10 protein-coding genes are annotated in these 13,906 nt (G+C 58.3%); 4 read left to right on the top strand and 6 right to left on the bottom strand.

Features of this window, described 5'->3' with window-relative positions:
• Positions 1-57: 57 nt before the first annotated feature.
• The 3 genes from ACTF58_RS02785 to ACTF58_RS02775 form a co-directional block, all read right to left on the bottom strand.
• Positions 58-2,574: a penicillin-binding protein 1A gene (locus ACTF58_RS02785; protein ID WP_438990444.1), complete on the bottom strand. Its 2,517-nt coding sequence runs from the start codon at positions 2,572-2,574 to the stop codon at positions 58-60.
• Between the two features lie 142 nt (positions 2,575-2,716).
• A complete protein-coding gene (locus tag ACTF58_RS02780; protein WP_438990443.1) occupies positions 2,717-3,886 on the bottom strand; it encodes an N-acetylmuramoyl-L-alanine amidase in 1,170 nt (389 codons plus the stop codon).
• Between the two features lie 109 nt (positions 3,887-3,995).
• Positions 3,996-5,135 carry a pyridoxal phosphate-dependent aminotransferase gene (locus tag ACTF58_RS02775; RefSeq protein WP_438990442.1) on the bottom strand — a complete coding sequence of 380 codons (1,140 nt, stop codon included), beginning with the start codon at positions 5,133-5,135 and terminating at the stop codon, positions 3,996-3,998.
• A 53-nt stretch (positions 5,136-5,188) separates the two neighbouring features.
• On the opposite strand from ACTF58_RS02775, the gene ACTF58_RS02770 reads away from it, so the two are divergent.
• A complete protein-coding gene (locus ACTF58_RS02770; protein WP_438990441.1) occupies positions 5,189-6,520 on the top strand; it encodes a M48 family metalloprotease in 1,332 nt (443 codons plus the stop codon).
• Positions 6,517-7,266: a DsbA family protein gene (locus tag ACTF58_RS02765; RefSeq protein WP_438990440.1), complete on the top strand. Its 750-nt coding sequence runs from the start codon at positions 6,517-6,519 to the stop codon at positions 7,264-7,266. Before ACTF58_RS02770 ends, ACTF58_RS02765 begins: the two co-directional genes overlap by 4 nt.
• A gap of 81 nt (positions 7,267-7,347) precedes the next feature.
• Here ACTF58_RS02765 and ispG read toward each other — a convergent pair whose 3' ends face one another.
• From ispG to hemA, 3 genes are all read right to left on the bottom strand, one after another.
• Positions 7,348-8,469: a flavodoxin-dependent (E)-4-hydroxy-3-methylbut-2-enyl-diphosphate synthase gene (gene ispG, locus ACTF58_RS02760; protein ID WP_438990439.1), complete on the bottom strand. Its 1,122-nt coding sequence runs from the start codon at positions 8,467-8,469 to the stop codon at positions 7,348-7,350.
• Between the two features lie 72 nt (positions 8,470-8,541).
• Positions 8,542-10,092, bottom strand: a complete 1,551-nt coding sequence (locus ACTF58_RS02755; RefSeq protein ID WP_438990438.1) for a helix-turn-helix domain-containing protein — start codon at positions 10,090-10,092, stop codon at positions 8,542-8,544.
• Positions 10,093-10,202: 110 nt separating this feature from the next.
• Positions 10,203-11,426, bottom strand: a complete 1,224-nt coding sequence (gene hemA / locus ACTF58_RS02750; protein WP_438990437.1) for a 5-aminolevulinate synthase — start codon at positions 11,424-11,426, stop codon at positions 10,203-10,205.
• A gap of 244 nt (positions 11,427-11,670) precedes the next feature.
• Here hemA and ACTF58_RS02745 point away from each other — a divergent pair, with 244 nt between their 5' ends.
• Together ACTF58_RS02745 and ACTF58_RS02740 are read left to right on the top strand one after the other, a co-directional pair.
• A complete protein-coding gene (locus ACTF58_RS02745) occupies positions 11,671-13,047 on the top strand; it encodes a dipeptidase (RefSeq protein WP_438990436.1) in 1,377 nt (458 codons plus the stop codon).
• Positions 13,044-13,892 (top strand): alpha/beta fold hydrolase, encoded by an 849-nt coding sequence (locus tag ACTF58_RS02740; RefSeq protein ID WP_438990435.1) that lies wholly within the window; start codon positions 13,044-13,046, stop codon positions 13,890-13,892. Before ACTF58_RS02745 ends, ACTF58_RS02740 begins: the two co-directional genes overlap by 4 nt.
• The last annotated feature ends 14 nt before the right edge of the window (positions 13,893-13,906 follow it).

The raw sequence follows: 13,906 nt of genomic DNA, 5'->3' as shown, positions 1-13,906 counted from the left end.
CGACTGATAGCGCAGCGCCGAGCCAGCGGCAAGCGCAGGGTCAGGGCGGTTTCGGGTTTAGTAGAGGCCGCCAGAGCTGAGCGTGCCAAAGCCGGCTTTGGGGCCGACCACGGCTTTTTTGCCTGTTGAGGTTGTGACCTGTTTTGCGGAGCCTGTTTCGCGCACCAGCGGCAGATTGGCGCCCATGGCAAAGCCGCCATCAAAGGTTATGCCAAAGTCGATCTGCTCGCCTTCGCGGAAACATTCGATCACCACATTGTCGCCCTCGGCGCTGTCAGAAAGGCGCGCGCCTGAGAAGCGGTCAATTTTGATGAATTCGCATTCTTGCGGGGCGCGGAACTTGCCTGCGCCGTATTTCTGGATGGCCGCACTCATGAAGCGCTGGAAGACGGGGCCGCACATTCCGCCGCCAGAGGCACCACGGCCCAGCGAGCGCGGGTTGTCATAGCCGATATAGCAGCCCGCGACGATATTGTTGGTGAAGCCGATGAACCAGACATCTTTGGCGTCATTGGTTGTGCCTGTTTTGCCAGCCACAGGCACGCCAAGGTTGACGGTTCGGCTGGCGGTGCCTCGGCTGACAACGCCTGTCATCATTGACGTCAGCTGATAGGCTGTGACGGCGTTCATCACGCGCTCGCGATTGTTCACGATCTGTGGCGCTTGCGAACGGGGCAGCGTGGGGCTGGCACAATCAGGGCATTCGCGGTCATCGTGGCGATAGACGGTTTTTCCGTAGCGGTCCTGCACGCGGTCAATCAGTGTCGGCTCAACGCGCTGGCCGCCATTCGCAAACATCGCATAGGCCGAAACCATTTTGTAGAGTGTAGTTTCTTCAGAGCCAAGCGAGTTGGCCAGAAAGCGGCCCATGCCCTCATAGACCCCGAAGCGTTCGGCGTAATCGGCGACAACATCCATCCCGACCTCTTGAGCAAGGCGGATCGTCATCAGGTTTCGGGATTGTTCAATGCCGGTGCGCAGGGGCGTTGGGCCATAAAACCGGTTGGAGGCATTCTGCGGACGCCAAAGGCCTTGTGGGGTGTTGATCTCGATCGGGGCATCGACAACGATTGTTGCGGGGGTGTAGCCGCTGTCCAGCGCGGAGGCATACACAAACGGCTTAAAGGAAGAGCCGGGCTGGCGCTTGGCCTGTGTGGCGCGGTTGAAGACAGAATGCTGATAGGAAAACCCGCCCTGCATCGCGATCACGCGGCCTGTGTTCACATCCATCGCCATAAAGCCGCCCTGCACTTCGGGCACTTGGCGCAGGGTCCAGCGGATAAAGGCGCCCTCGCCATCCTTGCCTTCGGTCATACGGCGCACAAGCACCACATCGCCAATTTTGAAGTTTGCGGCAAAATCACCTTTGATCCATGAGATATCCTTACGGGGGACCGTGAAGGGCTCGGCCTCTGTCTCGACAATGCCCTCAACCCCAATGCGCATAGCCTGCGCGCCAATCTCGAGCACAACAGCGGGGTGCCAATCTCCTGCGAGATGGATATCGCGCGGCACATTCGTGTTTGCGAGCGCTGCGCGCCAGTCTTCTTCACGGCCAAGGTTTTCCGAGCCAATGGTTTTGCGCGTGCCACGCCAGAGTCCAACCTCGCGGTCAAATTGCTCAAGTTGCAGCTGCAAAGACGTCGCCGCGAGCGCCTGCATTTCGGGGTCGATTGTGGCGCGCACGGTCATACCGCCTGTGAAAAACTCTTCTTCGCCAAAATCACTGGACAGCTGGCGGCGGATTTCATCGGTAAAATAGTCACGCGGTGGCAGCCCGTCTTTGAACGGCTCAAAGTCGCCGTTTTGAACCGAGCGCAACGGCAGATCACGCTCTGCCTTGTAGACCGCCTCGGGCAGATAACCGTTTTCAAACATCTCCTTGAGCACAAAATTGCGCCGTTGCAAAACCCGCTCTTTGTTGCGCACAGGATGAAACCGCCCCGGTGCTTTGGGCATGGAGGCCAAAGTGGCCGCCTCATGGGGGGCAAGCTCGCCCAGCGTTTTGTTGAAATAGGCCTGCGCGGCGGCGGTCACGCCAAAAGCGTTTTGACCGAGAAAAATTTCGTTGAGATAGAGCTCAAGGATGCGCTCTTTGTTCAGCGTCTCCTCCAGCCGGGTGGCGAGAATAATTTCTTTGATCTTGCGCTCGGCTTTTCGGTCGGCGGAGAGCAGGAAATTTTTGACAACCTGCTGGGTAATCGTCGAGGCGCCACGCACACTGCCGCCCTTCAAGGCGTCGATTGCGGCAGAGGCAATGCCACGGGTGTCATAGCCTTGGTGGACATAAAAGTTTTTGTCTTCTGCGCTGATAAAGGCATATTTCACAAGCTGCGGAATTTCTTCTGCGGGGGTAAACAAGCGACGCTCGCGCGCGAATTCGTCAAGCATCCGCCCCTCGCCTGAATAAATCCTGCTGATCGTGGGAGGCTGATACTGCGACAGGCTCTCATGGCTCGGAAGGTCCTGACCATAAATATAAAAAATCGCACCAATAGAAAGCGCCACGGCCATGAGACCGAGCGTGATAAGGCTGAAGAGGCCGCCAAGGGCCGAAAACAAGAATCTTAACACATGGTTCCCCTGATACGCGCGCCCTGTCTATACGCCCAAGGCTGTGCGAGGTCAAAATCAACTGACAGTGAGGCTGGGCTGGTTTTCGCCAGTGCCAAGACGGGTGCAAAGACGCGCGCAAAATCCGGTATTGTCGCCCGCCTCATTGGCGCACCACACGACGGATCGCTTCATCGGAGATAATCCAAGCTTGGATACCGTCGCGAATGCCTTCGGCCATGGCCCTGCGCCACTCTGCATTTATGATGTTTTGAAAATCACGATCACTTGAGAGGAAGCCTATTTCCAAAAGGATCGAGGGAATATCTGCGGCTTTGAGAACAGAAAAAGCCGCCGCGCGATACGGCCGCCTGTTGAGCGGTGCCCCTTTGAGCTTCAATCCGCCGACAATGGCTTTGGCGAGCCGTTCGGTGCGCGGCTGAGTTTCTTGGCGGGCGAGATCAAGCAACACATCCGCCACAACATCATCCTGCCCGCTGAGGTCTGTGCCTGAGAGCATATCGGCGCGGTCGTGGCGCTCGGCCAAGAGCGCGCTGGCTTCATCTGTCGCGTCCTGCGCAAGCGTATGAACTGTCGCCCCGTGGGCGCGCCCCTCACTGAGCGCATCGGCATGAAGCGACAAAAAGAGATCGGCCCCTGCCTGATGGGCCAGAGCCACACGGCGCTCAAGAGAGACAAAGCTGTCGTCATTGCGGGTCAGAAGAACGTCAACATTGGGCAGGCGCTTGAGCTCTTGTGCAACTTCACGCGCGAAGGTGAGCATGAGGTCTTTTTCTGTCTGTCCTTTCCGCGAGGCCCCGGGGTCAATGCCGCCATGGCCCGGATCAAGCACCACAAGGATCCGGCCTGTTTCTTTTTGCTGGGGCGTTGGGACGGGATCAGGCCAGACATCGCCTTTGGGCGGGCCAGCTTGGGCGGCGAAGGCCTCGGCGCTGGTTTTTTTCAAAACGACCGTGAGCAAGGCGCGCCCTGATTGGGCATCGCGGCTCATCTGGGAGGACAACAGCGCAAATGGTGCATCCAGATCGGCCACCAGCCGCGACCAGCCCGGGCGAAACCCGCCAAAGCGCACCTCTGTGAGAGTGCTCGCCTTGGCGAATATCTCTTTGGAAACACCCGCCCAGTCGACCTCGCGGAAGTCCAAGACCAAGCGCCGCGGCGCATCGAGCGTATAGAGGCGATAGGGCACAGGCTGGCTTAAGGCGAGCTTGAGTGTCACGGTTTGGCCGCGTTGGGCCGCGTGGCTTTGAGACGGGTCAACCCGCGCCAAGCCGCTCAGGGCTTGCGCACTCACGTTTGGCGCAAGCGTCATAAAACCACCCCAAAGGGCGCATACCAACATAAAGACTTTGAAAGGACCGCTCATGACCGCCTGTTTCTTTTGCGCGAGCATAGCGCGAAAGCCTCTGTCAGGGAAGCTTCTATGAGGTAAAATAAGCCTTAAGGCGGCGTAGCCCCTCACGGATCTCTTCGGTTGAGCGCGCATAGGACAGACGCAGCGTTGTGTGCCCTCGCGCGGGGTCAAAATCGATCCCGGGTGTGAGGGCGACGCCTGCTTTTTGCAGGATATCAGAGGCCAGCGCGCGGCTGTCATGGGTGATATGGCTGACATCAACATAAATATAAAACGCCCCGTCAGGCGGAGCAAAGTTATGCAGCCCCGCCTTGGGCAGTTCTTCAATCATCATGGCACGGTTGGCTGTATAGACCCTGAGATTGGCCTCAAGCTCCTCGGAACAGTCAAATGCACCAAGGGCGGCAATCTGGCTCGCATGGGGCGCGCAGATAAACATATTCTGGGCGAGCCGCTCGATCAGGCGGACATGGCTCTCGGGCACAACCATCCAGCCAACGCGCCAGCCTGTCATCGAAAAATACTTTGAAAAGGAATTGATCACATAGCAATCATCCGTCAGCTCAAGCGCCGAGACGGCCTCGCCCTCATATTCAATGCCTTGATAAATCTCATCCGAGATGAAGGCGGTATTTTGCGCGGCACAGGCGTCAATCAGGGCTTGCATCGCCTCGCGGCTCAGCATCGTGCCTGATGGGTTGGCAGGAGATGCCACAAGCAGCCCGTCAAGCTTTTCAGTGGCAAAATCTTCAGGCACCGGCTGAAAACGATTCTCAAGGCTGGTCGGCAGCCCGACGGGGACCACATCCAGCGCTTTCAATATCTGGCGATAGCTCGGGTATCCCGGCTCGCCAAGCCCGACACGTGCGCCCGCATCAAACAGGGCGGTAAACGCCAAGATAAACGCCCCAGAGGAGCCTGAGGTAATGATCACCCGATCGGGGGAGAGGCTGACGCCATGTTTTTCAAGATAGTGTTGCGCCACACGGGCACGCAGCTCTGGCAGGCCGAGCGCCACCGAATAGCCCAGCGGCGAGACCTCCATCTCTGCACCAAGACGGGCACGCGCGCCTTTGGGTGCCGCGCTGCTCGGCTGGCCGACTTCCATATGGATAATACTACGCCCCGCCGCCTCTGCTGCGCGGGCCTCTTCCATCACGTCCATCACAATAAAGGGATCAACCGCACCGCGCCTTGAGTTCTGCATGACTTTTCTCCTACTCTGGCCAAAGCTTTTGAAGAGGGTGAAGAGTAAGGTCAATGCGCAGCCTGTTGAAATCTGTTATTGCCGCAAGCCTCATGTGCGCCCTTGCCTTGCCCGCTTGGGCCGTCTCGTTGTTGCGCGATCCAGATATCGAGCACAGCCTCAAACAACTCGCCACCCCCGTGCTCAACGCGGCAGGGCTGCCTTCTGGGCGGATGTCGGTTTTGGTGGTGGATGCGTCATCGCTCAATGCCTTCGTGATTGATCGTGAGCATATTTTCATTCATGCGGGCCTGCTGCTCAAGCTGGAAACCGCCGAACAGCTCCAATCCGTCATCGCGCATGAAGCAGCCCATATCGCGAACGGTCATCTGGCCCGCCGCCCCGCCAACGCGCGCGCCGCCCAAAATCTTGCGGCCTTCGGGATGGCGCTTGCCGCCGCAGCCAGTGCAACAGGCCATTCCGACGCAGGACTTGCCATCGGGATTGGCGTTCAAAGCTCGGCACAGCGCTCGTTCTTTGCTCACACCCGCGCCGAGGAAGCCTCTGCCGATCAATCAGCGATCCGCTATCTCACCCGCGCAGGGGTTGACCCTGAGGGGTCTGTCGAAGTGATGGATATGTTTGCCGGACAAGAGCTTCTCTCTGCGGGGCGCCAAGACCCTTATGCGCGCTCGCATCCTTTGTCGCGTGACCGCTTGCGCGCCATGCAGGCCGCCACCAGCGCCTATCAGGGCCGCTTTCCAAGCAACCCCACGGCCAATTACTGGTTTGCCCGCGCCAAAGGCAAGCTCGGCGCATTTTACCGTGCACCCAAATGGACCCTGCGCCGCGCAGGCGACAGCGGGCATAAAGACATCGAAGATATGCGAAAAGCAATCGCCTGGCACCGCTCGGGGAAAGGAACCGAGGCGCTCAGCGCGATGCAACGCCTGATCACCGCTGCGCCAAAAGACCCCTATCTGCATGAGTTACACGGCCAAATCCTGCTTGAACGTCGAAACTATAAGGCGGCCCTCGCAGCCTATGGCAAAGCCGTGACGCTTGCGCCAAAGAACGCTTTGATCCTTGGGCAATACGGCCATGCCCTGCTTGTGTCGGGCAACCCGAAAGCCGCTCTGCCCTATCTGGAGCGCTCGGCCAATCTGGAACAGCGTGATGCACGGGTCCTGCGCGATCTGGGCGGCGCTTATGCCCGACTTGGGCAAAACGGCATGGCCTCGCTCTTGACCTCAGAACGCTATGCGTTGCTCGGCCGGCCAAAAGACGCCAGTCTTCACGCCAAGCGCGCTCTTGGCCTGCTCAAACGCGGCTCACCCGGTTGGCAACGTGCCCAAGATGTGCTCTTAGCTTCTGAAAATGCCGATACACAACGGAGAAAGAAATGATCAGACACACAGCCGCCTTTGCCCTTGTTGCAAGCCTTTTCACAAGCCCGCTTGCGGCGTTTGATCTTGAAAAGATGAGTGATGCGGAGCGCGCCGCCTTTCAGGGCGAAATCCGCGCCTATCTGTTGGAAAACCCCGAGGTGATCATGGAGGCGGTCGCTGTTCTGGAAGAGCGTCAGGCCGGCCAACAGGCGGATGCAGATGCCTCTCTTGTGCAAGTGAACGGCGCGGATCTTTTTGAAGATGCCAACTCTTTTGCTGGCGGCAATCTTGAAGGGGATCTGACGCTTGTCGAATTTGTCGATTATCGTTGTGGCTATTGCCGCAAGGCCCATGACGAAGTGGCGCAACTCATTGAAGCAGATGGAAACATCCGCTTTATTGTCAAAGAATTCCCCATTTTGGGCGAGGCCTCGGTTTTGTCGTCCCGCTTTGCGATCGCGGCCCGAATGATTGCGGGCGATGAGGCTTATAAGGCGGTTTCGGACGCTTTGATCACGCTCAAGTCAGACGTAAACGAACCCGTCTTGCGCGCTTTGGCAAGCTCTCTTGCGCTCGACGCTGACGTCATTCTTGCAAAAATGGACAGTGACGATGTCACTTCGGTGATCGCGCAAAACCGTGCGCTTGGACAGCGCCTCAATATCTCGGGGACGCCTACATTTGTGATGGGCGATCAAATCCTGAGGGGTTATCTGCCCCTCGCCCAGATGCAGGAAATAGCAGGCGCCATCCGCGCAAACTAAACCCTTGGATTATGATCCCTCAAACCGAAAAGGCGCTCTCAACTGGGGAGCGCCTTTTTTCTGGCGCAGACCTGCCCCTGCCTAGCTCTCGCTTGCGGCGTCCAGCTCTGCTGCGCGCTTTTCAACGAGGTCAACGATATGATCAACCATATCATAGTTGCCAAGCTTGTGGTCCTGCTTGCCCGCCATATAGACCATCCCCGTGCCAGCGCCCGCGCCGCCGCCCGTAAAGCCGACATCTGTCATCAACGCCTCGCCCGGGCCATTCACCACACAGCCGATAATTGACAGGCTCATCGGCGTTTTGATGTGCTCAAGGCGCTTTTCCAAAGCCTCGACCGTCTTGATCACATCAAAGCCTTGTCGCGCGCAGGAGGGGCAGGAAATAATATTGACGCCGCGATGGCGCAGGCCAAGCGACTTCAGGATTTCATAGCCGACCTTCACCTCTTCGATCGGGTCCGCCGAGAGCGAAACACGGATCGTATCGCCAATGCCCATCCACAGGAGGCTGCCCATGCCAATCGAGGATTTGATAGTGCCAGAGGTCAGCCCGCCCGCCTCCGTGATCCCGAGGTGAATGGGGGCATCTGTCGCCTCGGCCAGCTGCTGATAGGCTGCAGCTGCCATAAAGACATCAGAGGCCTTTACGGAGATCTTGAACTCGTGAAAATCGTGATCTTGCAAGATTTTGATATGATCCAGCCCGCTTTCAACCATGGCATCAGGGCAAGGCTCGCCATATTTGTCGAGCAGATGCTTTTCAAGGCTGCCCGCGTTGACGCCGATCCGGATCGAGCAATTGTGATCGCGCGCGGCACGGATCACTTCGGCGACACGCGCCTCATCCCCGATATTGCCCGGATTGATGCGTAGGCAGGCCGCGCCAGCCTCGGCCGCTTCGATCCCGCGTTTGTAATGAAAGTGAATATCCGCCACAATCGGCACGGGGCTTTCGCGCACAATCTCTTTAAGCGCCTTGGAGCTGGCTTCGTCAGGCACAGAGACCCGAACGATATCAGCCCCCGCCTCTGCCGCCGCCTGCACCTGTGCAATCGTGGCCTTGGCGTCGGTCGTCAGTGTGTTGGTCATGGTCTGGACCGAAATCGGCGCATCGCCTCCAACAGGCACATTTCCCACCATAATCTGACGGCTTTTGCGGCGGTAAATGTTACGCCAAGGACGGATAGGATTTAGCGACATAGGGGCCTCATGCTCTCAAGCTCGGATATGGCCATGACATAGGGAGAAAGCCATGACTGTGCAACTCGTGGCTTAGTCGGCAAGCACGCCAAATGCACCCTCGGCGTCCATCTGGGCCACCGCACGGGCCAGTGGCTCGATGGTTTCCCAGTCAGCTTTGCCAAGCTCAGCTGTCACAGTCTCGGCTGTCAGCTTGAGATTGTCGGCAACGGCCCCCCGTGCGCCATAAGGGCCATAGGTGCTGCCGTTGGTCGCAAAATAGACCGCGCCCGCGTCGCCTGCGCGGATTGTAGAAGGGTCTGCTGTTTGCGGAACCGTATAAAAATCGCCCGGCTGCATCACAGCCTCGTGCAGGATCGTTCCAGAGGCGGCGCGCACCCGCAGCCAGACTTCACGGGTGGCTATTACGGTGACAACGCCTTGCTGTTGCTCAAACACCTGCGGCACAGTCTCCACATCGCGAGGCAAAGGCGCGCCTAGGCCTGCCAGAACGGTTGAGAGATCAAGGTCGCGCGCCAGATTGGCTTCGGGCAGTGCCGCGACCAGATCGGCGGAGGCCAGCGAAAACCCTTCTGTGATCGCGCCGCGTGGGCCTGTCGGGCCAAGCGTTTTACCATCAACGATATAATAGATCGATCCGCTTTCGCCGACGCGGATCGTGGCGGGTGCTGCGCTCTCAGTTTGTGCAACATCAAAAGTATCACCCGTGTTGAGAATGCCGCTGAACAGCTCTCCCCCCGTTGCGTCACTGATGCGCACCCAAGACGGGCGGGCCGCAACAATCCGAACGCCTTCAGGCGACACAGGCGCGACAGTTTCGCCCGTGGCCCTATCTATTGCGGGGCGATTGGCAAAGCTGCCGTTTTCGTTTGGCTTAAGCGTCACAATCGGCGCATCGCGCGCCACCAGAACAGGCACATCCAGCGCTTGAGGGCGGTAAAGACGGTCAAGACGGTCTGCTGCGGAGGCCATTTCAGGGCTGATGTCGCCAAAGCCGTCTGCACTACCAGCTTGCACCTGCGCCAGCGGGTCAAGATCGGCCAAAACATCAGGGGTGTTTTCAACAGGTGCCAGTTGCACCCGCTGGATTTCGTTCAAAACCGTCCAGCCGCCAAAGCCCAAAGCCCCGACCAAGGCCACGAGAACAAGGAGCGACCCAACAGCGCCCGGCTCTATGCGGGAGAAGACCGACTCAGCCCCGGGCGCAAACGGTGTCGCCCCTTCAAACATCGGGTCACGCTCAGAGCGCTTCTTTTGTTTGGGAGGTTTCGTATCTTTGCGCACGGACGAGGCCGCATCAGACATACCATGCGCCGTGCAAAAACCGCTTTCCGCACAAAAGGCGGCAAAAGCACGGTCAGGGTTCATCCCGAGATAGCGCGCATAAGAGCGCACATAGCCCGCAATGAAACCAGGTGTGTCAAACGCGCCCGGATCACAATTCTCAATGGCAGCAATATAGCCTGCCTTGATGCGCAATTCGCGCTGAACATCGAGAAGGGATTTGCCCATCGTTGCGCGTTCGCCGCGCATGATATCGCCCAGTCGCAATTCAAAATCATCGAACCAGCGTGGTTCGACGTTCTCATTTGCATCGCTGCGCTTGCTTTTGCGCCTGATCATGCGTGCTGCCCCTATCGCGTATCGCGAATCGCGCTGCGAAAGCAGCGGCTTGCCCCTTTAATTGATCGATCGGTAGCACATCACAAGGGATTTTGCACGAAACAGAGTGTTTAACCCGCCAATTCGGCACGATTCAGCGCACAATGCGCCCACAACTCATCCATAGCGTTTACAAGCTGATCCATTTCCCGCGGACCGTGCACAGGCGATGGTGTAAAGCGCAAGCGCTCCGTGCCGCGCGGCACAGTCGGGAAGTTGATCGGCTGAACATAAATCCCGTAGCTCTCAAGAAGCATATCCGACAGCGCCTTGGTGTGCACAGGGTCTCCTACGATCACAGGCACAATATGGCTGCCGTGGTCAATAATCGGCAGACCCATGCCCTTCAGGCGCAGCTTGAGCTTGGCCGCCTGCTCCTGATGCTTCTCGCGCAAGCCTTGGTCCTGCTTGAGATGCGCAACAGACGCCGCCGCACCCGCCGCAATGGCTGGCGGCAGAGATGTCGTAAAGATAAAGCCCGGCGCATAAGAGCGGATCGCATCACACATCTTGTCTGAGGCTGCGATATAGCCGCCCATCACACCGTAGGCTTTCGCCAGCGTGCCGTTGATAATATCAATACGGCCCATCAACCCCAGCTTCTCGGCCACGCCCGCGCCACGGGGGCCATACATACCGACCGCGTGGACCTCATCAATATAGGTCATCGCGCCGAACTCATCCGCCAGATCACAGATCTCTTTGATCGGGCCAAAATCGCCATCCATCGAATAAATCGATTCAAATGCAATCAGCTTTGGCGCGGACGGATCATCTGCTTCAAGCTTGGCCCGCAAATCCGCAAGATCATTGTGTTTGAAAATACGCTTCGCGCCACCGTTGCGGCGCACACCCTCGATCATCGAGGCGTGATTGAGCGCATCAGAATAAATAATCAAGCCGGGGAAAAGCTTTGGCAAAGTGCTGAGCGTCGCATCATTGGCAATATAGGCCGACGTGAAAACAAGCGCCGATTCTTTGCCGTGCAAATCGGCCAGCTCGGCCTCAAGGCGCTTGTGATAAACCGTGGTGCCAGAGATGTTGCGTGTCCCGCCCGAGCCAGCGCCCGTGGCTTCAATCGCCTCATGCATCGCCGCCATAACAGCGGGGTGTTGGCCCATGCCCAGATAGTCATTGCCACACCAGACTGTGATCGGCGTCTCAGACCCGTCAGGCTTGCGCCATGTCGCGTGGGGAAACTGGCCCTGCTTGCGCTCGATGTCGATAAAGGTCCGGTAGCGTCCCTCTTCGTGCAGTTTGTTCAGCGCTTCGTCGAGCTTGGCAGAATAATCCACGCGCGATCCCCTTTTGGTCTTTTGTCCTGTGTTCGCTAGAGCGCGAGCAGATTCCCGTATTCATAATAGTGAATAACTCTACATCGCGCCACCCTAGAGCGACAGGCTACATTTTGCCGCGTGCTTCTTATTTGACCCAGATCAAGAAAACCAGCTTTTCTGTTACATCTTTTCTCGTCTGGACATTGCCGCGCCCCGAGTTAGGTTTGCTCCTATCACCTTACCTCAATCCAAGGACAGCGCTATGTCACTCAAAGCCGTGCTCGAGCAGATCGACACCAATCTTCCCGCCGCCACAGACCGCCTGCTTGAGCTTCTGCGCATTCCCTCCATTTCCACCGATCCCGCCTTTGCAGCCCATTGCCAGACAGCCGCCGACTGGCTCGTGGCCGACCTTGAGAGCATCGGTGCCAAAGCCACAAAGCGCGACACCCCGGGGCACCCGATGGTCGTTGGCCATGTGGCAGGCGACGGCCCCCATGTCCTGTTTTATGGCCATTATGATGTGCAGCCCGTTGATCCGCTCGCCCTTTGGGACCGCGACCCGTTTGACCCTGCAATTGAAGACACACCCGCAGGCCGTGTGATCCGCGGGCGCGGCTCATCTGATGACAAGGGCCAGCTCATGACCTTCGTTGAGGCCTGCCGCGCTTGGCGCGAGGTCAACGGCGCCCTGCCCTGCCAGATCACCTTCTTCTTTGAAGGCGAGGAAGAAAGCGGCTCCCCCTCGCTCATTCCCTTCATGAAGGACAACGCCGAAGAGCTTAAAGCCGACATCGCCCTGATCTGCGACACAGGGCTGTTTGAAAGCCGCGTGCCCGCGATCATCACCATGCTGCGCGGCCTCGCTGGCATTGAAGTCGAAATCACAGGCCCTGAGCGCGACTTGCATTCGGGGATGTATGGCGGCCTTGTGCGCAATCCGCTTCATGTTATGTCAAGCCTGATCGCAGGGCTACATGACGAGACGGGCCGCATCACCTTGGATGGGTTTTATGATGATGTGCCCGAGCTCTCCGACGAGATCCGCGCCCAATGGCAGGCGCTCAGCTTTGATCATGGTAAATTCCTTGGCGATATAGGCCTTACCGAGCAAGGCGGCGAAGTCGAGCGCACCCCGCTTGAAAAGCTCTGGTCGCGCCCGACTTGCGAAGTCAACGGCCTCTGGGGCGGCTATACGGGCGATGGATCCAAAACGGTCCTGCCCTCCAAAGCCCATGCCAAATTTACGTTCCGCCTCGTCGGGCAGCAAGACCCCGCCAAGATCGTTGCCGCGCTCAAGGCCCATGTGGAGGCAAATATCCCCTCTGATTACAAGGTGGCCTACAAGGGCGACAAAGGCGCCCCCGCCGCGCAAATGTCGGTCTCCCACCCCGCCTTCGAGCAGGCCCGCAAGGCGCTCTCGGATGAATGGCCCGATGCGGCGGCCTATGTCGGTTGCGGCGGCTCGATCCCGATTGCGGGCTTCTTCAAGGATATCCTCGATATGGATGCCATGCTCATCGGCTTTGGCAAGGATGACGACCAGATCCACTCCCCGAACGAAAAATACGATCTGGAAAGCTTTCACAAAGGCATCCGCTCTTGGGCGCGTGTGCTCGAGGAAATGACCAAACAATGAAGCGCTTCAAAAGCTCGGGAGCCGAGATCGCCTATGATGTAAAAGGCAACGGCCCGCCGCTCCTTTTGCTGCACGGTTTCCCTCAAAGCCGCGCGATGTGGGATGAGATCGCGCCCGAACTGGCAGAGCACTTCACAATCGTCACAGCCGATCTGCGCGGCTACGGCGCCTCCTCCAAGCCCACAGGGGTGGCGGCCTATTCTTTCCGCGAAATGGGCCGTGATATGCTGGAGCTGATGGCCGATCTCGGACATAACACCTTCGCGCTCGCCGGCCATGACCGTGGCGCGCGCACCGCCTATCGCATGGCGCTTGACGCCTCCGCACGGATCAGCAGACTCGCACTTCTTGACATCATTCCCACCCACCTTCTCCTCAGCGACCTCTCCAAAGACGTCGCCAAAGCCTATTACCACTGGTTTTTTCTGGCCCAGCCCGCGCCCTTTCCCGAAACCCTGATCCGCCATGATCCCGATCACTACTTTGAAAGCTGCCTGACAGGCTGGGGCAGCACAGCCCTAGAGGATTTCGCCCCGGATCAGCTCGCGGCCTACCGAGACCGCTGGCGCGATCCAGACACCATCACAGCCATGTGCAACGACTACCGCGCAGCCCTTGAGATCGACTTCGCCATGGATGCCGCCGATATGGCGCGCAAGCTCGATATCCCAGCGCTTGTTCTCTATGGTGCCGATGGCCCCATGGCCAAAGCCTATGATGTGCTCGGCACATGGCAAGACAGGTTTTCAAAGGTGACAGGCCAAGCCATGCAGGGCGGGCACTTCTTCCCCGACACCGCTCCTAAAGAGACGGCAGACGCCCTTCAGTCTTTCTTTTTGCCCTAAATATCCTGGGGTGA

This window comes from Lentibacter sp. (assembly GCF_965657785.1).
Classification (GTDB): domain Bacteria; phylum Pseudomonadota; class Alphaproteobacteria; order Rhodobacterales; family Rhodobacteraceae; genus Lentibacter.
Note: the sequence above shows the minus strand (reverse complement) of the source record. Positions and strands in the feature narration are given on the sequence as shown.

Excerpts from the sequence above, each read along its gene's own strand:
- ACTF58_RS02780 (WP_438990443.1), bottom strand. The coding sequence starts at position 3,886 with ATGACGCTTGCGCCAAACGTGAGTGCGCAAGCCCTGAGCGGCTTGGCG.
- ACTF58_RS02775 (WP_438990442.1), bottom strand. The coding sequence starts at position 5,135 with ATGCAGAACTCAAGGCGCGGTGCGGTTGATCCCTTTATTGTGATGGAC.
- ACTF58_RS02770 (WP_438990441.1), top strand. The coding sequence starts at position 5,189 with ATGCGCAGCCTGTTGAAATCTGTTATTGCCGCAAGCCTCATGTGCGCC.
- ACTF58_RS02765 (WP_438990440.1), top strand. The coding sequence starts at position 6,517 with ATGATCAGACACACAGCCGCCTTTGCCCTTGTTGCAAGCCTTTTCACA.
- ispG (WP_438990439.1), bottom strand. The coding sequence starts at position 8,469 with ATGTCGCTAAATCCTATCCGTCCTTGGCGTAACATTTACCGCCGCAAA.
- ACTF58_RS02755 (WP_438990438.1), bottom strand. The coding sequence starts at position 10,092 with ATGATCAGGCGCAAAAGCAAGCGCAGCGATGCAAATGAGAACGTCGAA.
- ACTF58_RS02745 (WP_438990436.1), top strand. The coding sequence starts at position 11,671 with ATGTCACTCAAAGCCGTGCTCGAGCAGATCGACACCAATCTTCCCGCC.
- ACTF58_RS02740 (WP_438990435.1), top strand. The coding sequence starts at position 13,044 with ATGAAGCGCTTCAAAAGCTCGGGAGCCGAGATCGCCTATGATGTAAAA.